We start from the raw sequence: 19,538 nt of genomic DNA on the forward strand, positions 1-19,538 counted from the left end.
TCAGCCATACTGCTCCTCCACCGCGGCCGAGACGATCGTGGTGACCGCCTTGAAGGTGCGAATCCCCTCGTACATGGTGTCGCTGGTGTACACCACCTTGCGCTCACCGACGCGCCGCACGCCAGGCACGACGGTGGCCGCCATCGACAGGTGTTCGGCGTCGAATTCGAGCGCCACCGTGAACGGGTCTCCCACCAGCGGTTCCTGACGCACTGCCAGGGCTGCCGCCTCCTTGGCCGCGGCCCGGATGTCGGCGGCTGTCCTGGCCGGCGTGCGGCAGACCGCCGCGTACCGCGACACATGGTCCTTGACGGCGACCTTGAGTGCCTCCGGCGCGTAGCCCAGCGCGTCCTCGCAGGTCAGGTCGTCGCCGGTGACGAGCACGACGGGTACCCCGAACTCGGCCACGACATGGGAGTTGAGCAGTCCCTCGCTGGCCCGTACGTCGTTCACCCACACTCCGGTGATCGAGTTGGGGAGGTAGGTGTGGGCGAGGACGCCCTCCGTGCCGGCGCCCGTGTGATAGCCGATGAACGCGATCCCGTCGACGTCTCCGTGCTGGACGCCCTCCACCATGGACAGCGTCTTGTGGCGTCCGGTGATCATCTCGGCCCGGTCGTCGAGCTGCTCCAGCAACAGATTGCGCATGGACCAGTGCGCCTCGTTGATCAGCACCTCGTCGGCGCCGCCGTCGAAGAAGCCGAGGACGGCGGCGTTGACGTCCGAGGTGAACATCGGCCGGCAGCGCTCCCACTGCGGCGTCCCCGGCAACACGTCGGCGGGCCAGGTCACCCCGGTGGCGCCCTCCATGTCGGCGCTGATGAGGATCTTCACGACACACCCTTCCGGCACAGGTCAGCGGCTGTCTCCATGTCGTGTCACGTTACGTGGCGCCGCACGGCCGGGCCAGGAGGCCGTTCGCGGAGGTCACTACCGTGACCGGCCGTGACCGGCCCCCGTCAGGCGAGGAAGGCGGTGATCTGGGCGCGGCCACGGGCGGTGATCAGCGGGTCACGTTCTCGTTCCGGCACCTCATGGCCGCGACGTTGCCCTCGCCGCCGAGGTCGGCGTCGGTCGGTGGCGTCCTCGGGTGTACCGGTCGGCAGCGCGCGGGCGTGGGCGAGCACCACGGGGTTGTTGTCGACGTACACGATCCGCGACTCGGGGGCGGTCCGCCGGGCGAGGTCGTGGGTGTTGTCCAGGGCCGGCAGTCCGGTGCCGGCGTCCGGGAACTGCCGTATCCCGCGCTCCTCGGCCAGGAAGCGGACCGCGCGGCCCAGGAAGTCGCGGCCGGCCCGGGCCACGGCGCGGATCAGCGGGCTAGGTCCTGTCCGGATCAGTCCTCGTAAACGGTCAGCACGACACCGTCGAGTTCGATGCGGCGCGGTGTGCCGCCCTCGCCCCGGACGAGGGCGTCCAGGCAACGCCGGAAGAGTTTCAGCTCCTCCTCGTCGAGGACGGCCGCGGCGAGGTCGAGGAGTTCGGTGAGTGCGCCCTCGGTCAGTATGTCGGGCAGCTCACCGGAGAGGAGGACGACGGACTCTCCCGTACTGCCCCGCACCACTGCCGTGGTGGGTCCTCCGTGCACGAACAGCACATGTCCCCCTGGGTGACACAGGGGTCGTGCGGCTCACGTGCCCCGAGCAGAATGAGAGACTAGCTGCGGATCTTGGGTGTTTCGGCCGTTCTGGATTCTTTTACCGGGAACCCCGGGAAGCGGAACCGGAGCACTCGGACGGGCGTCTTCGCCGTACGGCCCTTGACCGGGCCAAAGCCTCCGGGGCGCCTCCGCCGGGGCAACCGTACGGACCGGACCGAGGTCAACGAGCCCTTGACGAGGGGCTCCGACATCCGACGCAGACCCCCGGAACACCACCGCCGCCCAGGTCCACCCGCCCCTACGGCGCCACACCGCCCCCCATCACCCGAATGCGGGCCACCCCCGTAGACGCGGGCACACGCCGACGGAGACCGGTCCGCCCCCGCGTGCACGAGCGCCGCCACCCTCCGCGCGCCCCGGTGAGGACGGCTCCTGCCGGCCGGTGCCGGCCAGCGCCCGCCGGGGGCCACCCCCGACGGCGCACCCCGGCAGGACCCAGTGCCCCAACAGGCAACGTTCGCCCCGTCGGCGAACGTTGCCTGCCGCGGCACTATCCGCGTCGCGCGTCGCGGCCCAGCAAGGACTCGACCAGGGCGGCGACATGGCGGCGGTCGTCGGCCGAGAGTTGCTGGACGCTGGCGATGAGCAGGTCGACCTCGGGGTCGGCGGGCGCGCCGGGCGTGCCACCGGCGGGTGGGGCGTCGGCCGCGTAGACATGGATCCCGCACGCCTCCGCGGCGGCCCGCCGCACGGTGTCCAACGACAGTCCAAGCCCCTTGGACAGCCCCTCCAGCGTGCTGGGCTGGGGCATGCGCACCACCCGCTCGGCCGTGGCCAAGTGGTGGACGGTGGAGCGCGGAATACCGCCTCGACGTGCCACCTCGCCGTAGGACCAGCCTTCGCGGTCGAGGCGATCTCTGATGATCTGCTGCAGTGCGTTGGCCACCGATGGTCACTTCCTGCTCGCCGCCGGGCGGAACTCTTCCAAGCGGGATCGATTCTACGGGGGGCTTCGCTCCGGCCCCAGAAGTCTTTCCCCGAACCGCTTGCGCGGCGAGCTCCAGGGCTACTACTGTCCAATCTCGTTGGACAGCACGTCCGACCAGATTGGACAGAGTTTGGGGGGAACCAGCCTCTGTCCGATCGGAAATGCCCATCCCTGAGGGGGAATTGATCATGATGGACAACCGTGAACTCGACACCGAGACCGCCGAGCTGCTGCCGGGTCGCGAGGCCCTCGGTCGGCTGAAGTTCAGCTTCGGCAAGACCGTCAACGTGACCAAGCACGTCGCCAACATCGACGCCTCCAACCAGTCGGCGGCCCTGAACGACCACTCCAGCTGGTCGGACGCGTCGTCGGGCGCCTCGCAGGCCATCAACGTCCACCAGTAGTCGGCATCTCCACCAGTAGTCGGCATCGGAGGCTCGCCCGCCTCCGCGTCACCGGATGCTCGCCCGCATCCGCCGCTGTGCCATCACCACACCCGCATCAACGAACCACGTCCCGAAAGGACATCCCATGAGCATGGACATGAACGAGCTGCAGTCCGAGTCCGCCGAGCTGCTCCCCGGCCGCGAGGCCCTCGGCCGCCTGAAGTTCAGCTTCGGCCGCACCACCAACGTGACCAAGCACGTCGCCAACATCAGCGCCCACAACGAGTCGGCCGCCCTGAACGACCACTCCAGCTGGTCGGTGGCCGAGTCCAGCGCCAACCAGGCGATCAACGTCACGCAGTAACACCCGCCACGCGCAACGGCTGTTCGGCGGACCGCGCCCGGGGGCGGGCGCGGTCCGCCCTTGGGGGGGAAGGACCAGAAATGACCGCACTGGGGGACGGGCCCGCGTTGCTGTACGACACCGGGTCGCCGGTGCCGGGACCGGGGGGAATTCCGGTCACCTACGAGCAGTTCGCCACGGGAAGCCTGCCGGTTGTCGGCGCCGGCGTCGAGGTGCTGCCCGTGCCTCGGCTGAGCTCCGGGCTCAAACTGCACGGGGAGTACCAGGGTTCGGGCTTCACCGAGCCGAAGTACATCGCGCGCCGCGGAGACGGCCAGGTCGTGCAGCTGTCACGGCTGCTGTACCTGGTCGCCTCCGCGATCGACGGCGTGAACGACATCGAGACCATCTCGCACCGGGTCAGCGCGCGCTACGGCCGCGAGCTCAGCTCCGACAACGTGCGTTTCCTGGTCGAGGAGAAACTCGACCCGCTCGGCGTCACCGTGCCGGAGGGCAAGGAGGAGGACGAGGTCTCGGCGCCGCGCTCCGACCTGCTCCTCGCCCTCAAGGGGCACCGGATCATCTTCAACGAGCGCAGGTCGGGCCGGATCGCCCGCTCGCTGGCCTGGCTGCACCGCCCCACGGTGGTCGTGCTGATGCTCGCCGCGGCCGTGGCCATGGACGTCTGGCTGTTCGGCTTCTTCGGCGCGGTGGAACCCGTGCTCCAGGTCCTCGACCAGCCGGTCCTGATGCTCGTGGTGTTCGCGCTCACCGTGGCCTCGCTGGTCTTCCACGAGTTCGGCCACGCCTCGGCGTGCAGATACGGGGGCGCACGGCCGGGCTGCATCGGCTGCGGGCTCTTCCTCATCTGGCCGTCCATGTACACCGACGTGACGGACATCTACCGGATCGGCCGGGCCGGACGGCTCCGTACCGACCTGGGCGGGGTGTACTTCAACGTCGTCTTCATGCTCGGGATGGCGGGCGCGTACTTCGCCACCGGACAGCAGTTCTTCCTGGCCACGGTCTATCTCGGGCACTTCGAGATCCTGGAGCAGCTGATGCCGGCCGTCCGGCTGGACGGCTACTACATCCTGGGCGACCTGGCCGGCGTCCCGGACCTCTACGGCAAGATCAAACCGATTCTGCTCAGCACGGTGCCGGGCCGGCGCGGCAAGGCGGCGCGTGCCGAGGTCGTCGGGCTCAAGAAGTCGTCCCGGACCATCATCACCACCTGGGTCCTCACCATGGTGCCGCTGCTGATCGGCGAGCTCGGCTACGCGCTGTGGAACCTGCCGCGGATCGTCGCGACGATGGTCCGCTCGCTCACCGACCAGGTCGTGGGAACCGGGGACGCCTTCGCGGGCGGTCAGGTCGCCGCGGCCCTGATGGGCGTGATCGGCTGCTTCATGCTGCTGTGCCCGATGGCCGGTGTGGTCTATCTGTCGCTCAAAATGGGCGGCCGGGTCTTCCGCGCCGCGAAGCGGTCGACGGCGGACAAGCCCCGGCTGCGGGTGGCACTGTGCGCGCTGGCCCTGCTGGGCCTCGGCTCGCTGAGCTACGCGTGGGTGTCCGGTGTGACACCCGAGCCGCTGCCGAAGCGTCCGCCGATCGCGCCGATCCTCCAGCCCGGCGTGTCCACGGCCGAGCCGCCCGCCCGGCCCGCGACCGCGCCCCGGCCGCACACATCCCCGTCCGACACCTCGGCGGCCCTGCCGTCCGGCGCCGCGTCCCCCGGCTCCACGGCCGCCACCGCGCCGAGCGCGTCGGCCTCGCCCAGCGCGGACGCCAGCGCGTCCACGTCACCCGGCGCCTCCCCGTCCAAGAAGCCGACCACACCGGCCGGCGGTCCGGGCACGAGGGTTTCCGTCTCGGCCGGTCCGCCCGCGGGTCCGTCCGAGCCGCCCGGCCCGTCGCCGTCCGTCTCGTCGTCCGCACCGGCGCCCTCGACGGATCCGCCGACGCCGACCGAATCCGTCAGCGCGACCGGCGCACCGAGCCCGGCCACCCCGTGACCGCCCTCGGCGATCACCGCCCGGTGGCCGTCGTCCCGCCGAACCACGAACGCAGGAGACCCATGTGAGTACCCATCCGAACACGCACCGGAAGCCTCGCCCAGCCGGCCGGAGCCTCTCCCAACGAGCCATGCGCGTAGGCCTGTTCGCGGCCGGCGCGGCCGGCATCGCCGCGGCGGTCCCGGCCCAGGCCGCCACCGCCGCGGCGGGCTCCGTCGCCCGCCACGCCGTCGCGGAGGACCACACCTTCAGTCACGCCGACCGGGCGCATCCGACCCAGGTCAAGGACTCCTTCACCGTGCGGCAGCTCGGCACGGCGAAGGCGGTGGGGGTACGCAACCAGGCACGCGCGGTCTCCGTCGGCTGCTCGGTCGACGCGCACTGCCGGTCGGTCGCGCTGTCCTTCCAGATCGTCACGCTGGCGGGCCAGAACACCCACCTGAACGCGGTGAACCTCAGCGACGCGGCCAACGAGCACTGCGACGGCTGCCAAACTCTCGCCGGCGCCTACCAGTTCGTGGTGTCCACCGCCCGTCCGTTCACCCTGGACGCGACCGCGCAGCACAAGCTCGCCGACATCCACCGCAGGCTGGACGACCTGACCCGGTCCAAGATCCCGGCCGCCGACCTCAAGGCGCAGGCCGACTCGCTGGCCGCGGAGGTCGCCGGCATCCTGCACGACGCGGTGGCGGGCGCACCGAAGGCCCCGGACGCGCCCGCCGTCGCGGTCCACCGTCACCTGGACGGCTGGCCCGGCCACTGACCCAACGGCCACCATGAAGGGGTACGGCGTCACCGACCGGCAGGTGACGCCGTACCCGTGCGCCCGGCTCAGCCGGCCGTGCGCCCTGCCACCAGCCACTTCGACGGCAGCTCGATCCGCGCGCCCTCGGGCGTGAACTCGGTGGTCACGAGCGGGAGTTCACCGCTCGCGAGGACGGTCAGGCCCGCCGCGCGGAGGTAGTCGGGGACCGCGTCGTCGGACACCTCACCCGGCGCGATGCCGTGCCGGAAGATGGGGGCCAGCTTGGGCGGCGGTCCGTCGGAACTGCGGGCCAGGCCCATCAGGACCGGCCGGGCGGCTTCGGAGAGTTCGACGAGAAAGGCGCGGCCACGCTCCCCCACCAGGGTGGCGAGGGCGTCCACCAGCGACTGGCGGTCGTCCGGCTCGCACTGGTGGAGCACGCCCCGCATATAGACGTTGGCGTCGCCCAGCTCCGCGTGCAGGGTCTGCGCCTCGGTCTTCTCGGCCGCGTCGAGCAGCCGGTACGTCGCCTGGGCCGCCGGATCGGCGAGGCGGGCGTGCTCGAGAGCGGCGGCCGAGAGGTCGGCGCCGACCACATGCCGGAAGCGGTCGGCCAGGTAGCGGGTCTGGGTGCCGTTGCCGCAGCCCAGGTCCACGACCGGCAGATCGTGAGCCGACAGGTACGGCTCGAAGAGGGCGAGGTGGACGCCCGCGGTCAGTGCGGGGTCCGCGTCCCAGAAGACGGCTCCCTGCTCGTCGGGGGCCTCGCGCCAGAAGCCCTCCCAGGCCTCCCTGTACCGATGTGTCACGCTCATGCCCGCTCCCCAGGTCGCCACCGCGGCCCGCCGAGGATGGCGGGCGGAATCGGTCTATCGCGCCGGGCGCGCGTCGACAAGCGTGCGGCGCATTCCCGCACGGTTCATTTCGATCCATGTACGCCGGTACGCGCCCCCGTGCGCCCCCAGGAACGCGGGATCAGCGCCTTGGCAGGGTCAGTTCGAACCACACGGTCTTGCCGGCGCTGGTACGGCTCGTGCCCCACTCGCGGGCCAGCGTGCTGACGATACGCAGACCGCGGCCGAACTCGTCGCCGGGGCTCGCGCTGAGCAGCGTCGGCAGGGTGTGGTCGTCGTCGGCCACCTCGCACAGCAGGGTGTCCCCGCGCACGAGCCGCAGCTCGATCCGGCGGCTGTGCGTGTGCCGTACGGCGTTGGCCACCAGCTCGCCGACCATCGACTCCGCCGGGTCGGCCAGCCGGGCCAGGCCCCAGTCGTGGAGTTGTTCGCGGACCACGGTGCGGGCCCGGCGGGCCTCGACCGGGTCGAGCGCGAGCCGCCACTCGGCGACGTCCTCGGGTTCGATGCCGTTGAGCCGGGCCATCAGCAGCGCCACGTCGTCCTTGCGGCCGCCACGGGTGTTGAGGGCGCGGATGATCGTGTCGCAGGCGTCGTCCATGGACGCGGCCGGGTGGGCGGCGGACTCGCAGAGCGTGGCGAGGCCGACGCCGATGTCCTCGCCGCGCACCTCGACCAGGCCGTCGGTGCACATCACGAGCCGGTCGCCGGTCGCCACCGGCACGCGTACCGCCTCGAAGGGCACACCGCCCACCCCGATGGGCGCGCCGGTCGGCAGGTCGAGCAGTTCGCTGTGGCCGTCCTCGGCACGGACCAGCACGGGCGGGATGTGGCCCGCGTTGGCGATGTGCAGCTCGCCGGCGATGGGGTCGTAGACCGCGTACAGACAGGTCGCGAGGTAGTGCTCGCCGAGCCGCTGGGCCAGATCGTCGAGGTTGCGCAGGAGTTGGGCGGGCGGCAGGTCGAGCGCCGCCATGGTCTGCACCGCCGTACGCAACTGGCCCATCATCGCGGCCGAGTTGAGGCCGTGGCCCATCACGTCACCGACGACGAGGGCGGTGCGGGAGCCGGGCAGTTTCACCGAGTCGAACCAGTCGCCGCCGACGCGTCCCAGCAGGGTGCCGGGCAGATAGCGGGTGGCGATGTCGCAGCCGGCCATGCGGGGCGCGATGTGCGGCAGCATGCTGTCCTGGAGGGTCTCGGCGACGCTCTCCTGGTAGGTGTACATGCGCGCGTTGTCGAGGACGAGGCCCGCGCGGGCCGCGAGTTCGGCGCCGGTGACCCGGTCCATGTCGTTGAACTCGACGCGCTCCGGGTGGCGCAGCAGGATCATGAACCCGAGGACCACGTTGCGGGCCTTCAGGGGGACGAGCAGCATGGAGCGGTTGGTGATGAGCGGCCTGATGTCGCGCTTCTCGAACTGCGCGGCGATCATGTGCCCCATCTGCTCACTGATGCGCGGCACGAGGACGGGTTCACCGGTGGTCATGCACTGGAAGAACGGTGTGTGCGCGGGGAACGGCATGGCCTCGCCGACCGGCACGACGTCGTCCCAGCGGCCCGGCTCGTCGGTGTGCTCGACGGCGACGCGATGCCACATGGTGGTCGTGTCCGGCACGCCGTCGGGGAAGCCCTCACCGGCGACGACCTGTTCGCGCAGATAGGTGCCCGCGACGTCCGTGAAACGCGGCACCACGGCCCGGCTGACCTCGAGGATCGTCTGCGCGAGGTCGAGCGAGGTGCCTATGCGCCCGCTGACCTCGTTGAGGAACTCCAGGCGCTCGCGGACGGCGACGTACTCGAGATCCTCGCCCTCCTCGTCCTGGAGCTCCTGCGCCAGGGGCTCGCCGGTGGCCGCCGCGCGCGCCGCCCACTCACGGCGCGCCTTGCGTTCGATGCGCCGGGGCACACCCCAGTCGGGAGTCACCGGCACCCGGTCGTTCTGGCTGAACTCCAGGACGGGGTAGCCCAGTTCGAGGACCTGGGAGACGATGCGGGCGCCCTCGCCCACGCTCATGCTGGGCAGGATCTCGGGCAGCCTGCGGGCCAGTTCCTCGGCGCCGGGGAAGTCGGTGTGCAGCGCGAAGCCGGGCGCGATGCGCTCGATCGCCACCTCTTCGTCCTCATGGCGCAGCGCGTCCGCGTCGGCGGCGAGCACGAGCAGCCGCTCCGGTCCGGGGCCGATCAGCGGGTACGCCCACCACAGGACGTCCACGCGGTCCCGCTCGGGCACGGTGAGCCGGGCGCGTCCGGCGGCCGGGTAGGAGAACCGTCCGCCGAGCGAGGACTCCAGGCCGGGGCCGAATCCGTCGTACGCCGCGTACGCCCCGTAGGGCGCGATCTCGTCCTCTTCGGGGAGCGCGCCGGAGACGGGAAGCAGGTCGACGGCGGGGCGCCCCACCGCCTCCTCCTTGGGCACGCCGAACTGCCGCCGGGCGCCGGTGCTCCAGTGCGAGACCAGTCCGTCGCGGTCGACGACGACCACGGCCAGCGGGATGCGGCCGGCTTCGGTGTGCTCCACCGCGCCGTCCCCAGCTCCGCGGCTGAGAGGTGCGCCCACTTCGGTGCCACTTGCTGTGCCGCTATCCATGGCCGAGGCCCTTTCTCCCCCACGGCTCCGCAAGATCTGTGCCGCCTTCACTACCGTACGGCTGCGGCCCGTCGCGATGTGTGGCAATACGGGAATTGACCTTTCCAGGGGGCGGCTCCGGCGCACCGGCCGCCTCCGCGAAGGTTCCCGCGGTGGCCGTTCAGTCTTCGTGGCCGAGCTGCAGATCCCGCTCCGTGCGCCCCCCACCGGCCACTTGCAGCACGGTGGCCACCGGCGGATAGCCCGCCGCGATGACGGTGTACTCGCCGGAGGACAGGTCGACGAACCGGAACGCCCCGTCCGCACCGGTGGTGAGCGTGTCCACCACGTTGCCCGCGGCGTCCAGGAGTGTCACCCGCGCGTCCTCGACGGGCCGGCCGCCGCCCGCACGCACGGTGCCGCGCAGCACGGCTCCGCCCGCGAGTTCGACGTCCTGGCGGGTCTCGCGCGAGGCCTGCACGCTGACGGGGAGGGCGGCCGGGCGGAACGCCGGCGCGCTGGCGGCGAGGGTGTACTCGCCCGCCACCAGCTCCGTGATGACATAGCCGCCTTCGCGCCCGCTGCGGGTGGTGGCCACGACTTCCCCGTGGACGTTGGTGAGCGTGACGGTGGCGTCGCGCACGGGGGTGCCGTCCGCGGTCAGCACGCTCCCGGCGAGGCGTCCCGCGCCGCCGAGGACGACGTCCAGTTCCACGGGCCGCTCGCCGATGGTCACCGAGACGGCCTGCGGCTGGTGGCCGCCGGCCGCGGCGATCAGGACGTACGACCCCGATCCGGGCGTGGACAGCGCGTACCGCCCGTCCTCGCCGCTGGCGCCCCGCCCGATCTGCTGTCCGGCGATGTCGATGAGGGTGAGCGCCGCGCGCGGCACGACGGTCCCGTCGGGGTGCTGCACGGTGCCGCAGACGGGGATCCCTGCGGCGTGGGACGAACGGGCCTGCGGGATCGGGGCGTTCATCCGCGCGGTCTCCGGGTCGGCGATGGGGGCGTTGTGGGACACCAGCGGTTTCTCCTTGAGGAAGCAGGCGATGAGCAGGCCCAGGACGAGCACCGGGACGAGGTAGAGGAAGATCCGCGGCATGGCGTCCGCGTAGGCGCGGATGTAGTCGTCGCGCAGGGCCTCGGGCAGGGAGTGGACGAGCTGCGGGGTGATGGACTCGGGGTCGGGCAGGCCGGTGACCGCGCGCGGGGGCAGGCGGTCGGCGAGCGCGTCCGAGAGCCGATGGGCGAACAGCGTGCCGAAGATGGCGGCGCCGACGCTGCCGCCGATCTGCCGGAAGTAGTTGTTGGCGCTGGTCGCGGTGCCGAGGTCGGCGGGGCGCACGGAGTTCTGCACGGCGAGGACCAGCACCGGCATCACCATGCCGATGCCCACGCCGAGGATGGCCATCCAGATGCTGTACTGCAGGCGGGGCGTGTCGACTTCGAGGCGGGAGAGCAGCCACATGCCGAGGACCGACAGGGCGCTGCCGAGGACCGGATAGATCTTGTAGCGGCCGGTGCGGCTGATGAGCTGTCCGCAGACGACGGAGGCGCCGACGATGCCGCCCATCATGGGGAGCATCAGCAGTCCGGACTCGGTGGCGCTGGCCCCGTCGACCATCTGCAGGAAGGTCGGCAGATAGCTGGCCGCTCCGAAGAGGGCGACGCCGATGACGAGTCCCACCAGGGCGGTGATGTTGAAGACGCCGTCCTTGAACAGCCTCGGCGGGATGAGGGGTTCGGTGGCGAAGCGCTCGGCGACGAAGAAGAGAACGGTCGCGACGAGCGCGCCCGCGCCGAGCCCCATGATGACCCGTGAGCCCCAGGCGTACTCGGTGCCGCCCCAGCTGGTCAGCAGGACCAGGCAGGTCGACGCGGCGGCCAGCAGCAGCACACCGAGTACGTCGACGCGTCCGCGCGCGGGGGGCCTGGGCAGCTTCAGCACGACGGTGACGACGGCCAGGGTGAGCAGGCCGAAGGGCACGTTGATGTAGAAGCACCAGCGCCAGGAGAGGTGGTCGGTGAAATAGCCGCCCAGGAGGGGCCCTGCGACCGAGGCGAGGCCGAAGGCGGCGCCGATCAGGCCCATGAAGCGGCCGCGCTCGCGCGGCGGCACGATGTCCGCGATGATCGCCTGCACACCGATCATGAGGCCGCCCGCGCCGACGCCCTGGATCGCGCGGAAGGCGATCAGCTGGTCCATGCTCTGGGCCCGTCCGGCGCACGCCGAACCGGCCACGAAGACGACGATCGCGAACTGGAAGACGCCCTTGCGGCCGAAGAGGTCGCCGAGCTTGCCGTAGACGGGGAGTCCGACGGTGGAGGTGAGCAGATAGGCGGTGATCGCCCAGGACATCCTGCCCAGGCCGTGCAGCTCGCCGACGATCTTCGGGAGCGCGGTGGCCACGATCATCTGGTCGAGGGCGGCGAGCAGCAGCGCGAGCATGAGCCCGAAGAAGACCAGCCGCACCTGGCGCGGGCTCAGCCGGGCGGTCCCAGGGGCCGGTGGAGGGAAGTGCTGTGGGGGCGCGGCAGCCGGTTCGTCCTGCACCAGAGTGATCCCGCCCACGTACCGCTCCCCTCGTCGCGCCGACCGCACAATTCCCGCTTATCGCGACAACTGTGAGCAAGCGCGACGAGTTACGGCGTACCGCCGCGTCGCGAGGAGATCCACTCGAACCGGTGAGGTCGACAACCCGCCCCGGAGAGTCGCCTCTTGGGCCGTACGGCCGTCAAAGAGGCGTGCGCCCCGGCTACTTCTGCGTCTCGGTGGCGAGCTTGTCCAGCACCAGGTCGTAGATCCTGCCGAGGCCCTTGGGCGCGAAGGTCTTCTCGAAGAAGCCGCCGATGCCGCCCGCGCCGTCCCAGACGGTGGTGACGACGACGCGGGACTTGCCCTCACCGGCCGGGGTGACCCGCCAGGTGGTGACCATGGAGGAGTTGCGGTCCTTCTCGACGAGCTCGCCGTCGGTGGGCTCGGTGACCTCGAGCAGGCAGTCGCGCACGCGCTTGCTGGTGGCCTGGAGCTTCCAGTGGACGAGGGTGCCCTCGCCGTCGCCGCCCTCGCGCACCTCGTACTCGCTGAAGTGCTCGGGCAGCAGCTTCGCGCGCGTGCCGCTGTAGTCGGCCAGGGCGTCGAACACCGCCTCCGCGTCCGCCGCGATGACCCGCTCCGTCGTGGCCTCGACCTGCGCCATTGCACTTCCTCCAGCACTTGGTGACTCGGGGTGTGCGGCAAGCCAACCACCAGGCGGCCCGACCCCCCAAATCGGGGCCCCGGAATACCGGTCGCACGATCAAGGGAACATGTGTTCTATTCTGTGGCCAGTGCTATCGAGGAGGCGTCATGCGCTGGGACAACCTCACAGCGGACCCCGCCGGGGACCGCGCCCGGGACGCCGCGCTGTTCGGCGCGGACGCGGTGACCACCCGTACGTTCGACACCCCGGAATTCCGAGGTATCACGTTCCACGAGATCCGGGCCCGCTCGATCGTGAACCGGGTACCGGGGGCCTCGCGCATGCCCTTCGAGTGGACGGTCAACCCCTATCGGGGCTGCACACACGCGTGCGTCTACTGTTTCGCCCGCAAGACCCACAGCTATCTGGACCTCGACACCGGACTCGACTTCGACTCCCAGATCGTGGTGAAGGTCAACGCTCCGGAGCTGCTGCGCCGCCAGCTCGGCTCACGCCGCTGGCAGGGCGAGCACATCGCGATGGGCACCAACGTCGACTGCTACCAGCGGGCCGAGGGCCGCTACGGGCTGATGCCCGGCATCATCGCGGCCCTGCGCGACCACGCGAACCCCTTCTCGATCCTGACGAAGGGCACGCTGATCCTGCGCGACCTCGACCTCCTGAAGCAGGCCTCCGAGGTCACCGACGTCGGGATCTCGGTCTCCGTGGGCTTCACCGACTCCCAGCTGTGGCGCACCGTCGAACCGGGCACCCCGGCCCCGGAGCGCCGCCTGGACGTCGTGCGCACCCTCACGGACCACGGCATCGACTGCGGGGTCCTGATGGCCCCCGTGATCCCCTTCCTGGGCGACAATCCGGCGCAACTGCGCGCCACCGTGCGGGCGATAGCGGCCTCCGGGGCCACCTCGGTGACCCCGCTCGTGCTGCATCTGCGGCCCGGTGCCCGGGAGTGGTTCATGGCCTGGCTGGAGCACCACCACCCGTATCTCGTACGGCGTTACGAGCGGCTGTACGCGGAGGGGGCGTACGCCCCGAAGTGGTACCAGCGCCGGATCACCCGTCAGGTCCACGAGCTGGCCCAGGAGTACGGCATCGGTCCCACGCGCGCGGGGATGCCCCGCAGGATCGCCGCGCCCGCCGAGCCCGCCGCGCCGGTGGCGCCCGCCACTCCGGAGCCGACCCAGCTCACCCTGCTCTGACCACGGCGAACGACCGCTGCCCGGCCCGTTCCTGACGGCATCCGAGCGGATCACACGGCTCAATTGGGTCAAGACTTTCCAGAACGAGTTCTTCCGGGGCCCCTTTCCGGGACGATGCGGCGAAGGCCGTGGCGTGCACGGCTCAAAATCCTCCGTCCTTGGGAGGCTCTGTGAAGAAACGCGCAGCTGCTCTGTGCGGGGCGGCCGCCGTGCTGGCCGGGATGATCACGTCGATCCCCGCCGACGCGAGCGCCGGTTCCGCGACCGCACCGCGCACCACCCGCACCACCGCGAAACCCACCTGGAAGAAGTGCGGGACCAGCAGCTATCCGACGCTCCAATGCGCGTCCCTGAAGGTGCCGCTGGACCACACCAAGCCTCACGGCCGGCAGATCACCCTCGCCCTCTCACGCGTCCCGCACACCGCGAAGACGTACCAGGGGCCGCTGCTGGTGAACCCGGGCGGTCCCGGCGGCAGCGGGCTCTCGCTGGCCGGATTCGTCGCTTCCTCGCTGCCGAAGGCGGTGGCGGCGCAGTACGACGTCATCGGCTTCGACCCGCGCGGTGTGGGCGCCAGCAAGCCCGCCCTGGACTGCAGGCCCGGGTCCTTCAACCCGGTGCGCCCGGACTCCGTGCCCAGCACCCCCGCGATCGAGAAGGCCAACCTCGACCGCGCCAAGGCCTTCGCGAAGGCGTGCGGCAAGAAGTACGCCGACCTGCTGCCGTACATCGACACGGTGAGCGCGGTCCGGGACATGGACTCGATCCGCGCCGCGCTCGGCGCCAAGAAGATCAACTACTTCGGTTACTCGTACGGCACCTACCTCGGCGCCGTGTACGCGAAGCTCTACCCGCAGCGCGTACGCCGTCTGGTGCTCGACTCCATCGTCGACCCCAGCGGTGTCTGGTACGAGGACAACATCGGCCAGGACTACGCCTTCAACGACCGCCATCAGGCGTTCATGGCGTGGGTCGCCAAACACAACGCGACCTACAAGCTCGGCACGGACCCGGCCAGGGTCGAGGCCAAGTGGTACGCCATGCGGGGGGCGCTCGCCAAGAACCCCGCGGGCAAGAAGGTGGGCGCCTCCGAACTGGAGGACACCTTCATCCCCGGCGGCTACTACAACGGCTACTGGCCCTCCCTCGCCGAGGCGTTCGCGGCCTACGCGAACGACAAGAAGACGGCCCCGCTCGTCGCGGCCTACGAGAACCTCGGCGCCATCGACGCCTCGGGCGACAACGGTTACAGCATCTACACCGCGGTGCAGTGCCGTGACGTGTCCTGGCCGCGCGACTGGAACCAGTGGCGCAAGGACAACTGGGCGGTGTACGGCAAGGCGCCGTTCATGGCCTGGAACAACGCCTGGTACAACGCGCCGTGCGCGTTCTGGCCGACGAAGACGCTGCGGCCGGTGAACATCGCCAACAAGGCGCTGCCGCCGACGCTGCTCTTCCAGGCCACGAACGACGCGGCCACTCCCTACGAGGGCGGCGTGACGGTCCACCACCTACTGCGCGGCTCCAGCCTGGTGGTCGAGCAGGGTGGCGGGAACCACGGCATCACGCTGAGCGGGAACTCCTGCCTGGACAAGTACCTGGCGACGTACCTCACCAACGGCAAGGTGCCGCACGGCAGCGGTGTGGCCGACGCGGTGTGCAAGAAGCTGCCGGACCCGGAGCCGCAGAGCACGAAGGCGGCGTTGTCCACCGCCTCGGGCGGTGCGTCCTCGGCGGGCGCGACGCTGCACGGGCTGCTCGGCCACCGCGGCTGAGCACGCCTTGACGGCCCGTCGGGGGCGTTGTCAGACCCATGGTCCACCATGGACGCATGAGTGAACTGACCCGCATTCCCGCCCCCGACGGGGTCGCCCCCGCCGCCGCGTACGCGCATGTCGTCCTCGGCACGGGACGCTTCGTGGCGGTCTCGGGGCAGCTCGCCCTGGACGAGGACGGCAAGCTCGTCGGCGCGGGCGACCCGGCGGCGCAGGCCCGCCAGGTGTTCGAGAACCTGCGCCGCTGTCTGGCCGCCGCCGGGGCGACCTTCGACGACGTCGTCAAACTCACCTTCTTCGTCACGGACATGGCCCACATGCCGGCCGTCCGCGCGGCCCGCGACGCCCACATACCCCCGGACCGCCTCCCGGCCGCGTCGGCGGTCCAGGTCGCCGCGCTGGTCCGCCCCGAGTTCCTGATGGAGATCGAGGCGTACGCGGTAGTGGGCGAGTGAGCGCGGTCCCGGTCCTGATCCGGGAGATGGTCCTCCCTGACTGCGAGCGGGTGGCCGAGATCCGTATCCGCGGCCGGCGGACCGCGTACCGGGGGCTGATGCCCCGGTCGTACCTCGACGCGCTCAGCGTGGCCGAGGACGCGGCCCGGCGGCGCGAGCGTTTCGGACGGGGCGGCGGCGCGATCGTGAACCTGGTCGCCGAGCGGGTCGGGGCCGGGGTGGGCCGCGCGCTTCTCATGGAATCGACCGCCCGCTGCACCGCCGCGGGGCACGAGCGAATGCTGCTGTGGGTGCTCAAGGAAAACACCGGGGCGCGTCGGTTCTACGAACAGGCCGGGTTCGGTCCCGACGGTGGCGAGGAGCCGTTCGAGGTGGACAGTGTCGCGGTGCCCGAGGTCCGGTACGCCCGCACCCTCACGTGCCCCGGCGCCGAGGGACGCCGGTAAAGCGCGGGAACATCTTTGCTGTTCCGACCGTTCCGGTGCGGACGTCACGGACTACGCTCGAAGGGCCGCGTCCGGAGCGCGACGACACGGTGAGCACGGTCGACGAGGCGCTGCGGGAGGCGGCCCGTCGGCCGCCCGCCGTGTCACCCGGGCAGTCGGGCCAGCGCGTGCACCGCCGCCTCGGCGAGTGCCGGATGGGCGAGCGCCTCGTTCAGGACGGATCTCGCGCGTACGTCCCCCAGCGCCCCGAGCCCCTCCACACAGGCGAGGGCGACTCTGCGGTAGGGGTCGTGGGGGCGCAGCCTGCGCCCGAGGGTGGTGATCAGCGCCGGTACGGCCTCGGGGGCGCGCAGCTCGACCAGGAGCCGTACGGGATGCAGCGCGTAGGCGACGCGCAGTTCGTTGGTGGCGAGCGCGGCCGCCGCGCGGGCCGTGCGCGGATCGCCGAGGCGGGCGAGCGCGTGCGCCGCGGACGCGCAGCGCTGCGGGTCGCGGTGGTTCAGCAGCAGGACGAGCGCCTCGAAGGCCCGTCGGTCTCCGGCGAGTCCGAGCCGGAAGGCGACCAACTCCCTTGCCCACAAGGGCTGTCCAGGCGCGGTCAGCGCGGCCGCCAGCACATCCGGGTCCTCGGTCGCCGCGAGTCGCTCGTACGCCGGAGAAGCCCCCGCCTCGTTTCGTAGACGCTCCGTGAGTGATCGCAACTCTTCGTCCATGAGGCCGAGCCTAGGCGCGCCCCCCTGGCTCCGGGACGTACATCACAAACTCGGGGGCTGGCGCGCTCGTTACCGGCGAGTTAAGCTCAGACGAGCGAGTTACCCACTCGTGTCTTGCTTGCGGTGGCCTGGTGACGCAGCCACCGTGAGAGCAGTCGGTTCGGTACCTCAGGTACCTCAGTACGACACGGCCCCGGGACAGGGCCGGTCGGCTTCACCGTTCCCTGGGTGCGCCCCCGCGGGCACCCCCCTTTGGACGGCACCGGGCGTGTGCGCTCGTCAGCCCGGCAACACCCGCACTCTCCGCACTCCGTGCGCCTCCTGGGCGTACCTGCGTGCGCTCCTCAGTCGTCACCCTCTTCCTGGAGTCCCGCGATGGCAACTCCCCTGTCCGACACCCCTCTGTCCCCGCTCAAGACCGTTGCCGTCGTCGGCCTCGGCACGATGGGCACCGGCATCGCCGAGGTTCTCGTCCGAGCCGGCCGCGACGTCATCGGCATCGACATCAGCGAGGCCGCGGCCGCCCAGGCCGTCTCCGCCCTCGAAGCCTCCACCGCCCGCGCCGTGCGACGCGAGCGCCTCAGTGAGCAGGAGCGCGCCGACGCCCTGGCCCGCTTCCGCGCCTTCACCGACCTCTCGGCCGCCGCCGACGCCGATCTGGTCATCGAGGTGACCCCGGAGTCGTACGACATCAAGCAGCAGGTCTTCCGCGCGCTGGACGGCATCGTGCGCCCGGACACCATCCTGGCGACCGGCACCAACGCCCTCTCGGTGACGCGCCTGGCCGCCGACTCGGCCCGCCCCGAGCGCGTCCTCGGCCTGCACTTCTTCAACCCGGCCCCGGCGATGAAGCTGGTCGAGGTCGTGTCGTCCGTGCTGACCGCGCCCACGGCCGTGAGCGCGGTCACCAACCTCGCGCTCGATCTCGGCAAGGAGCCCGTCGCGGTCGGCGACCGCCCCGGCTTCGTCGCCGACGGGCTGCTGTTCGGCTACCTGAACCAGGCCGCCGCGATGTACGAGGCCAAGTACGCCTCCCGCGAGGACATCGACGCCGCCATGAAGCTCGGCTGCGGGCTGCCCATGGGCCCGCTCGCGCTGCTCGACCTGATCGGCGTCGACACCGCGCGTACGGTCCTGGAGGCCATGTACGCCGAGTCCCGCGACCGGCTGCACGCCCCCGCGCCCATCCTCAAGCAGCTCAGCGAGGCAGGCCTGACCGGCCGCAAGTCGGGGCGTGGCTTCTACTCCTACGAGGCGCCCGGCAGCGCGACGGTCGTGCGGGACGCGCTGACCCCCCTCTCCGGCGGCCCCGAGGTCCCCGGCCGCACGGTCCGCTCCGTCGGCGTCGCGGGCTCGGGGACCATGGCGTCCGGCATCGCCGAGGTCTTCGCGAAGGCCGGGTACGAGGTCATCCTCGCCGCCCGTACCGAGGAGAAGGCACAGGCCGCGAAGGCCCGCATCGGCAAGTCGCTGGCCCGCTCGGTCGACAAGGGCCGGATGACCGCCGAGGCCGCCGCGAGCACCCTGGACCTGATCGTCCCGGCGGGCTCGTACGACGCCTTCGCCGACGTCGATCTCGCCCTGGAGGCGGTGGCCGAGGACCTGGAGGTCAAGCAGCAGCTGTTCGGGGTGTTCGACAAGGTCTGCAAGCCCGGCGCCATCCTGGCCACGACCACCTCCTCGCTGCCCGTCGTCGCCTGTGCCCGCGCCACCTCACGCCCCCAGGACGTGATCGGCATGCACTTCTTCAACCCGGCCCCGGCCATGAAGCTGGTCGAGGTGGTCCGGACCGTCCTGACCACGGACGACGTGCACGCCACGGTCCGCGAGCTGTGCGGGAAGATCCGCAAGCACCCGGTGGACTGCGGGGACCGGGCCGGTTTCATCGTGAACGCGCTGCTCTTCCCGTACCTGAACAACGCGATCAAGATGGTCCAGGAGCACTACGCCACCCTCGACGACATCGACGCCGCGATGAAGCTGGGCGGCGGCTACCCGATGGGGCCGTTCGAGCTCCTCGACGTCGTCGGTCTGGACGTCTCGCTCGCCATCGAGAAGGTGCTGCACCGCGAGTTCCGCGACCCGGGTCTCGCCCCCGCGCCGCTCCTGGAGCACCTGGTGGCCGCGGGCTGCCTCGGCCGCAAGACGGGCCGCGGCTTCCGCGAATATGCCCGCCGCTGAGCGTCCCGGCGACCGGCTGCCCGACACCGCCGACTGGGGCGGACTGCTCGGCCCGGCCGGAGGCCC

General features: G+C 71.3%; 17 protein-coding genes and 1 pseudogene. 9 read left to right on the plus strand and 9 right to left on the minus strand.

Going from position 1 to position 19,538, the window contains the following annotated elements; translation table 11 throughout:
* The 4 genes and pseudogenes from ACIQTP_RS35520 to ACIQTP_RS35535 all read right to left on the minus strand — a co-directional run bounded on the left by ACIQTP_RS35520 (position 1) and on the right by ACIQTP_RS35535 (position 2,546).
* Entirely contained in the window at positions 1-834 is an 834-nt protein-coding gene (locus tag ACIQTP_RS35520; protein ID WP_403407731.1) for a M55 family metallopeptidase, read from the minus strand.
* Positions 835-1,073: 239 nt separating this feature from the next.
* Positions 1,074-1,328, minus strand: a pseudogene (locus ACIQTP_RS35525) (SAM-dependent methyltransferase); the annotation flags it as partial.
* 8 nt (positions 1,329-1,336) lie between these two features.
* Positions 1,337-1,588 (minus strand): hypothetical protein, encoded by a 252-nt coding sequence (locus ACIQTP_RS35530; protein ID WP_225900559.1) that lies wholly within the window; start codon positions 1,586-1,588, stop codon positions 1,337-1,339.
* A 562-nt stretch (positions 1,589-2,150) separates the two neighbouring features.
* Entirely contained in the window at positions 2,151-2,546 is a 396-nt protein-coding gene (locus tag ACIQTP_RS35535) for a helix-turn-helix domain-containing protein (protein WP_402045280.1), read from the minus strand.
* A gap of 230 nt (positions 2,547-2,776) precedes the next feature.
* Here ACIQTP_RS35535 and ACIQTP_RS35540 point away from each other — a divergent pair, with 230 nt between their 5' ends.
* The 4 genes from ACIQTP_RS35540 (at position 2,777) to ACIQTP_RS35555 (ending at position 6,095) form a co-directional block, all read left to right on the plus strand.
* On the plus strand, positions 2,777-2,992 hold the full coding sequence (locus tag ACIQTP_RS35540; protein ID WP_254649600.1) for a hypothetical protein: 216 nt from the start codon (positions 2,777-2,779) through the stop codon (positions 2,990-2,992).
* Between the two features lie 127 nt (positions 2,993-3,119).
* Positions 3,120-3,338, plus strand: coding sequence for a hypothetical protein (locus ACIQTP_RS35545; protein ID WP_054230284.1), 219 nt, complete (start codon positions 3,120-3,122; stop codon positions 3,336-3,338).
* 80 nt (positions 3,339-3,418) lie between these two features.
* Complete coding sequence (locus ACIQTP_RS35550; protein ID WP_403407734.1) at positions 3,419-5,332, plus strand: hypothetical protein; 1,914 nt, start codon at positions 3,419-3,421, stop codon at positions 5,330-5,332.
* 130 nt (positions 5,333-5,462) lie between these two features.
* Entirely contained in the window at positions 5,463-6,095 is a 633-nt protein-coding gene (locus ACIQTP_RS35555) for a hypothetical protein (RefSeq protein WP_403407736.1), read from the plus strand.
* Between the two features lie 68 nt (positions 6,096-6,163).
* On the opposite strand, the gene ACIQTP_RS35560 is transcribed toward ACIQTP_RS35555, so the two are convergent.
* From ACIQTP_RS35560 to ACIQTP_RS35575, 4 genes are all read right to left on the minus strand, one after another.
* Complete coding sequence (locus ACIQTP_RS35560; protein WP_403407738.1) at positions 6,164-6,892, minus strand: class I SAM-dependent methyltransferase; 729 nt, start codon at positions 6,890-6,892, stop codon at positions 6,164-6,166.
* A gap of 160 nt (positions 6,893-7,052) precedes the next feature.
* On the minus strand, positions 7,053-9,521 hold the full coding sequence (locus tag ACIQTP_RS35565) for a SpoIIE family protein phosphatase (protein ID WP_403407740.1): 2,469 nt from the start codon (positions 9,519-9,521) through the stop codon (positions 7,053-7,055).
* 160 nt (positions 9,522-9,681) lie between these two features.
* Positions 9,682-12,072 carry an MFS transporter gene (locus ACIQTP_RS35570; RefSeq protein ID WP_403407742.1) on the minus strand — a complete coding sequence of 797 codons (2,391 nt, stop codon included), beginning with the start codon at positions 12,070-12,072 and terminating at the stop codon, positions 9,682-9,684.
* A gap of 184 nt (positions 12,073-12,256) precedes the next feature.
* A complete protein-coding gene (locus ACIQTP_RS35575; RefSeq protein ID WP_054230290.1) occupies positions 12,257-12,700 on the minus strand; it encodes an SRPBCC family protein in 444 nt (147 codons plus the stop codon).
* 149 nt (positions 12,701-12,849) lie between these two features.
* Here ACIQTP_RS35575 and ACIQTP_RS35580 point away from each other — a divergent pair, with 149 nt between their 5' ends.
* The 4 genes from ACIQTP_RS35580 to ACIQTP_RS35595 all read left to right on the plus strand — a co-directional run bounded on the left by ACIQTP_RS35580 (position 12,850) and on the right by ACIQTP_RS35595 (position 16,578).
* On the plus strand, positions 12,850-13,902 hold the full coding sequence (locus tag ACIQTP_RS35580) for an Rv2578c family radical SAM protein (RefSeq protein ID WP_403407743.1): 1,053 nt from the start codon (positions 12,850-12,852) through the stop codon (positions 13,900-13,902).
* A 170-nt stretch (positions 13,903-14,072) separates the two neighbouring features.
* A complete protein-coding gene (locus tag ACIQTP_RS35585) occupies positions 14,073-15,677 on the plus strand; it encodes an alpha/beta hydrolase (RefSeq protein WP_403407745.1) in 1,605 nt (534 codons plus the stop codon).
* A gap of 56 nt (positions 15,678-15,733) precedes the next feature.
* Positions 15,734-16,132, plus strand: a complete 399-nt coding sequence (locus ACIQTP_RS35590) for a RidA family protein (protein WP_403407747.1) — start codon at positions 15,734-15,736, stop codon at positions 16,130-16,132.
* 26 nt (positions 16,133-16,158) lie between these two features.
* Complete coding sequence (locus ACIQTP_RS35595; protein ID WP_403407777.1) at positions 16,159-16,578, plus strand: GNAT family N-acetyltransferase; 420 nt, start codon at positions 16,159-16,161, stop codon at positions 16,576-16,578.
* A 143-nt stretch (positions 16,579-16,721) separates the two neighbouring features.
* On the opposite strand, the gene ACIQTP_RS35600 is transcribed toward ACIQTP_RS35595, so the two are convergent.
* Positions 16,722-17,291 (minus strand): adenylosuccinate lyase, encoded by a 570-nt coding sequence (locus ACIQTP_RS35600; RefSeq protein WP_403407749.1) that lies wholly within the window; start codon positions 17,289-17,291, stop codon positions 16,722-16,724.
* Positions 17,292-17,666: 375 nt separating this feature from the next.
* On the opposite strand from ACIQTP_RS35600, the gene ACIQTP_RS35605 reads away from it, so the two are divergent.
* Complete coding sequence (locus ACIQTP_RS35605; protein WP_403407751.1) at positions 17,667-19,472, plus strand: 3-hydroxyacyl-CoA dehydrogenase family protein; 1,806 nt, start codon at positions 17,667-17,669, stop codon at positions 19,470-19,472.
* Positions 19,473-19,538 lie beyond the last annotated feature (66 nt).

Source organism: Streptomyces sp. NPDC090798, assembly GCF_044768965.1.
Classification (GTDB): Bacteria; Actinomycetota; Actinomycetes; order Streptomycetales; family Streptomycetaceae; genus Streptomyces.

Bases quoted from the DNA above. Each gene is read 5' to 3' on its own strand.
- ACIQTP_RS35575 (WP_054230290.1), bottom strand. From the start codon at position 12,700: ATGGCGCAGGTCGAGGCCACGACGGAGCGGGTCATCGCGGCGGACGCG.
- ACIQTP_RS35555 (WP_403407736.1), top strand. From the start codon at position 5,463: ATGCGCGTAGGCCTGTTCGCGGCCGGCGCGGCCGGCATCGCCGCGGCG.
- ACIQTP_RS35580 (WP_403407743.1), top strand. From the start codon at position 12,850: ATGCGCTGGGACAACCTCACAGCGGACCCCGCCGGGGACCGCGCCCGG.
- ACIQTP_RS35595 (WP_403407777.1), top strand. From the start codon at position 16,159: ATGGTCCTCCCTGACTGCGAGCGGGTGGCCGAGATCCGTATCCGCGGC.
- ACIQTP_RS35540 (WP_254649600.1), top strand. From the start codon at position 2,777: ATGATGGACAACCGTGAACTCGACACCGAGACCGCCGAGCTGCTGCCG.
- ACIQTP_RS35600 (WP_403407749.1), bottom strand. From the start codon at position 17,291: ATGGACGAAGAGTTGCGATCACTCACGGAGCGTCTACGAAACGAGGCG.
- ACIQTP_RS35590 (WP_403407747.1), top strand. From the start codon at position 15,734: ATGAGTGAACTGACCCGCATTCCCGCCCCCGACGGGGTCGCCCCCGCC.
- ACIQTP_RS35565 (WP_403407740.1), bottom strand. From the start codon at position 9,521: ATGGATAGCGGCACAGCAAGTGGCACCGAAGTGGGCGCACCTCTCAGC.
- ACIQTP_RS35560 (WP_403407738.1), bottom strand. From the start codon at position 6,892: ATGAGCGTGACACATCGGTACAGGGAGGCCTGGGAGGGCTTCTGGCGC.
- ACIQTP_RS35605 (WP_403407751.1), top strand. From the start codon at position 17,667: ATGGCAACTCCCCTGTCCGACACCCCTCTGTCCCCGCTCAAGACCGTT.
- ACIQTP_RS35545 (WP_054230284.1), top strand. From the start codon at position 3,120: ATGAGCATGGACATGAACGAGCTGCAGTCCGAGTCCGCCGAGCTGCTC.
- ACIQTP_RS35550 (WP_403407734.1), top strand. From the start codon at position 3,419: ATGACCGCACTGGGGGACGGGCCCGCGTTGCTGTACGACACCGGGTCG.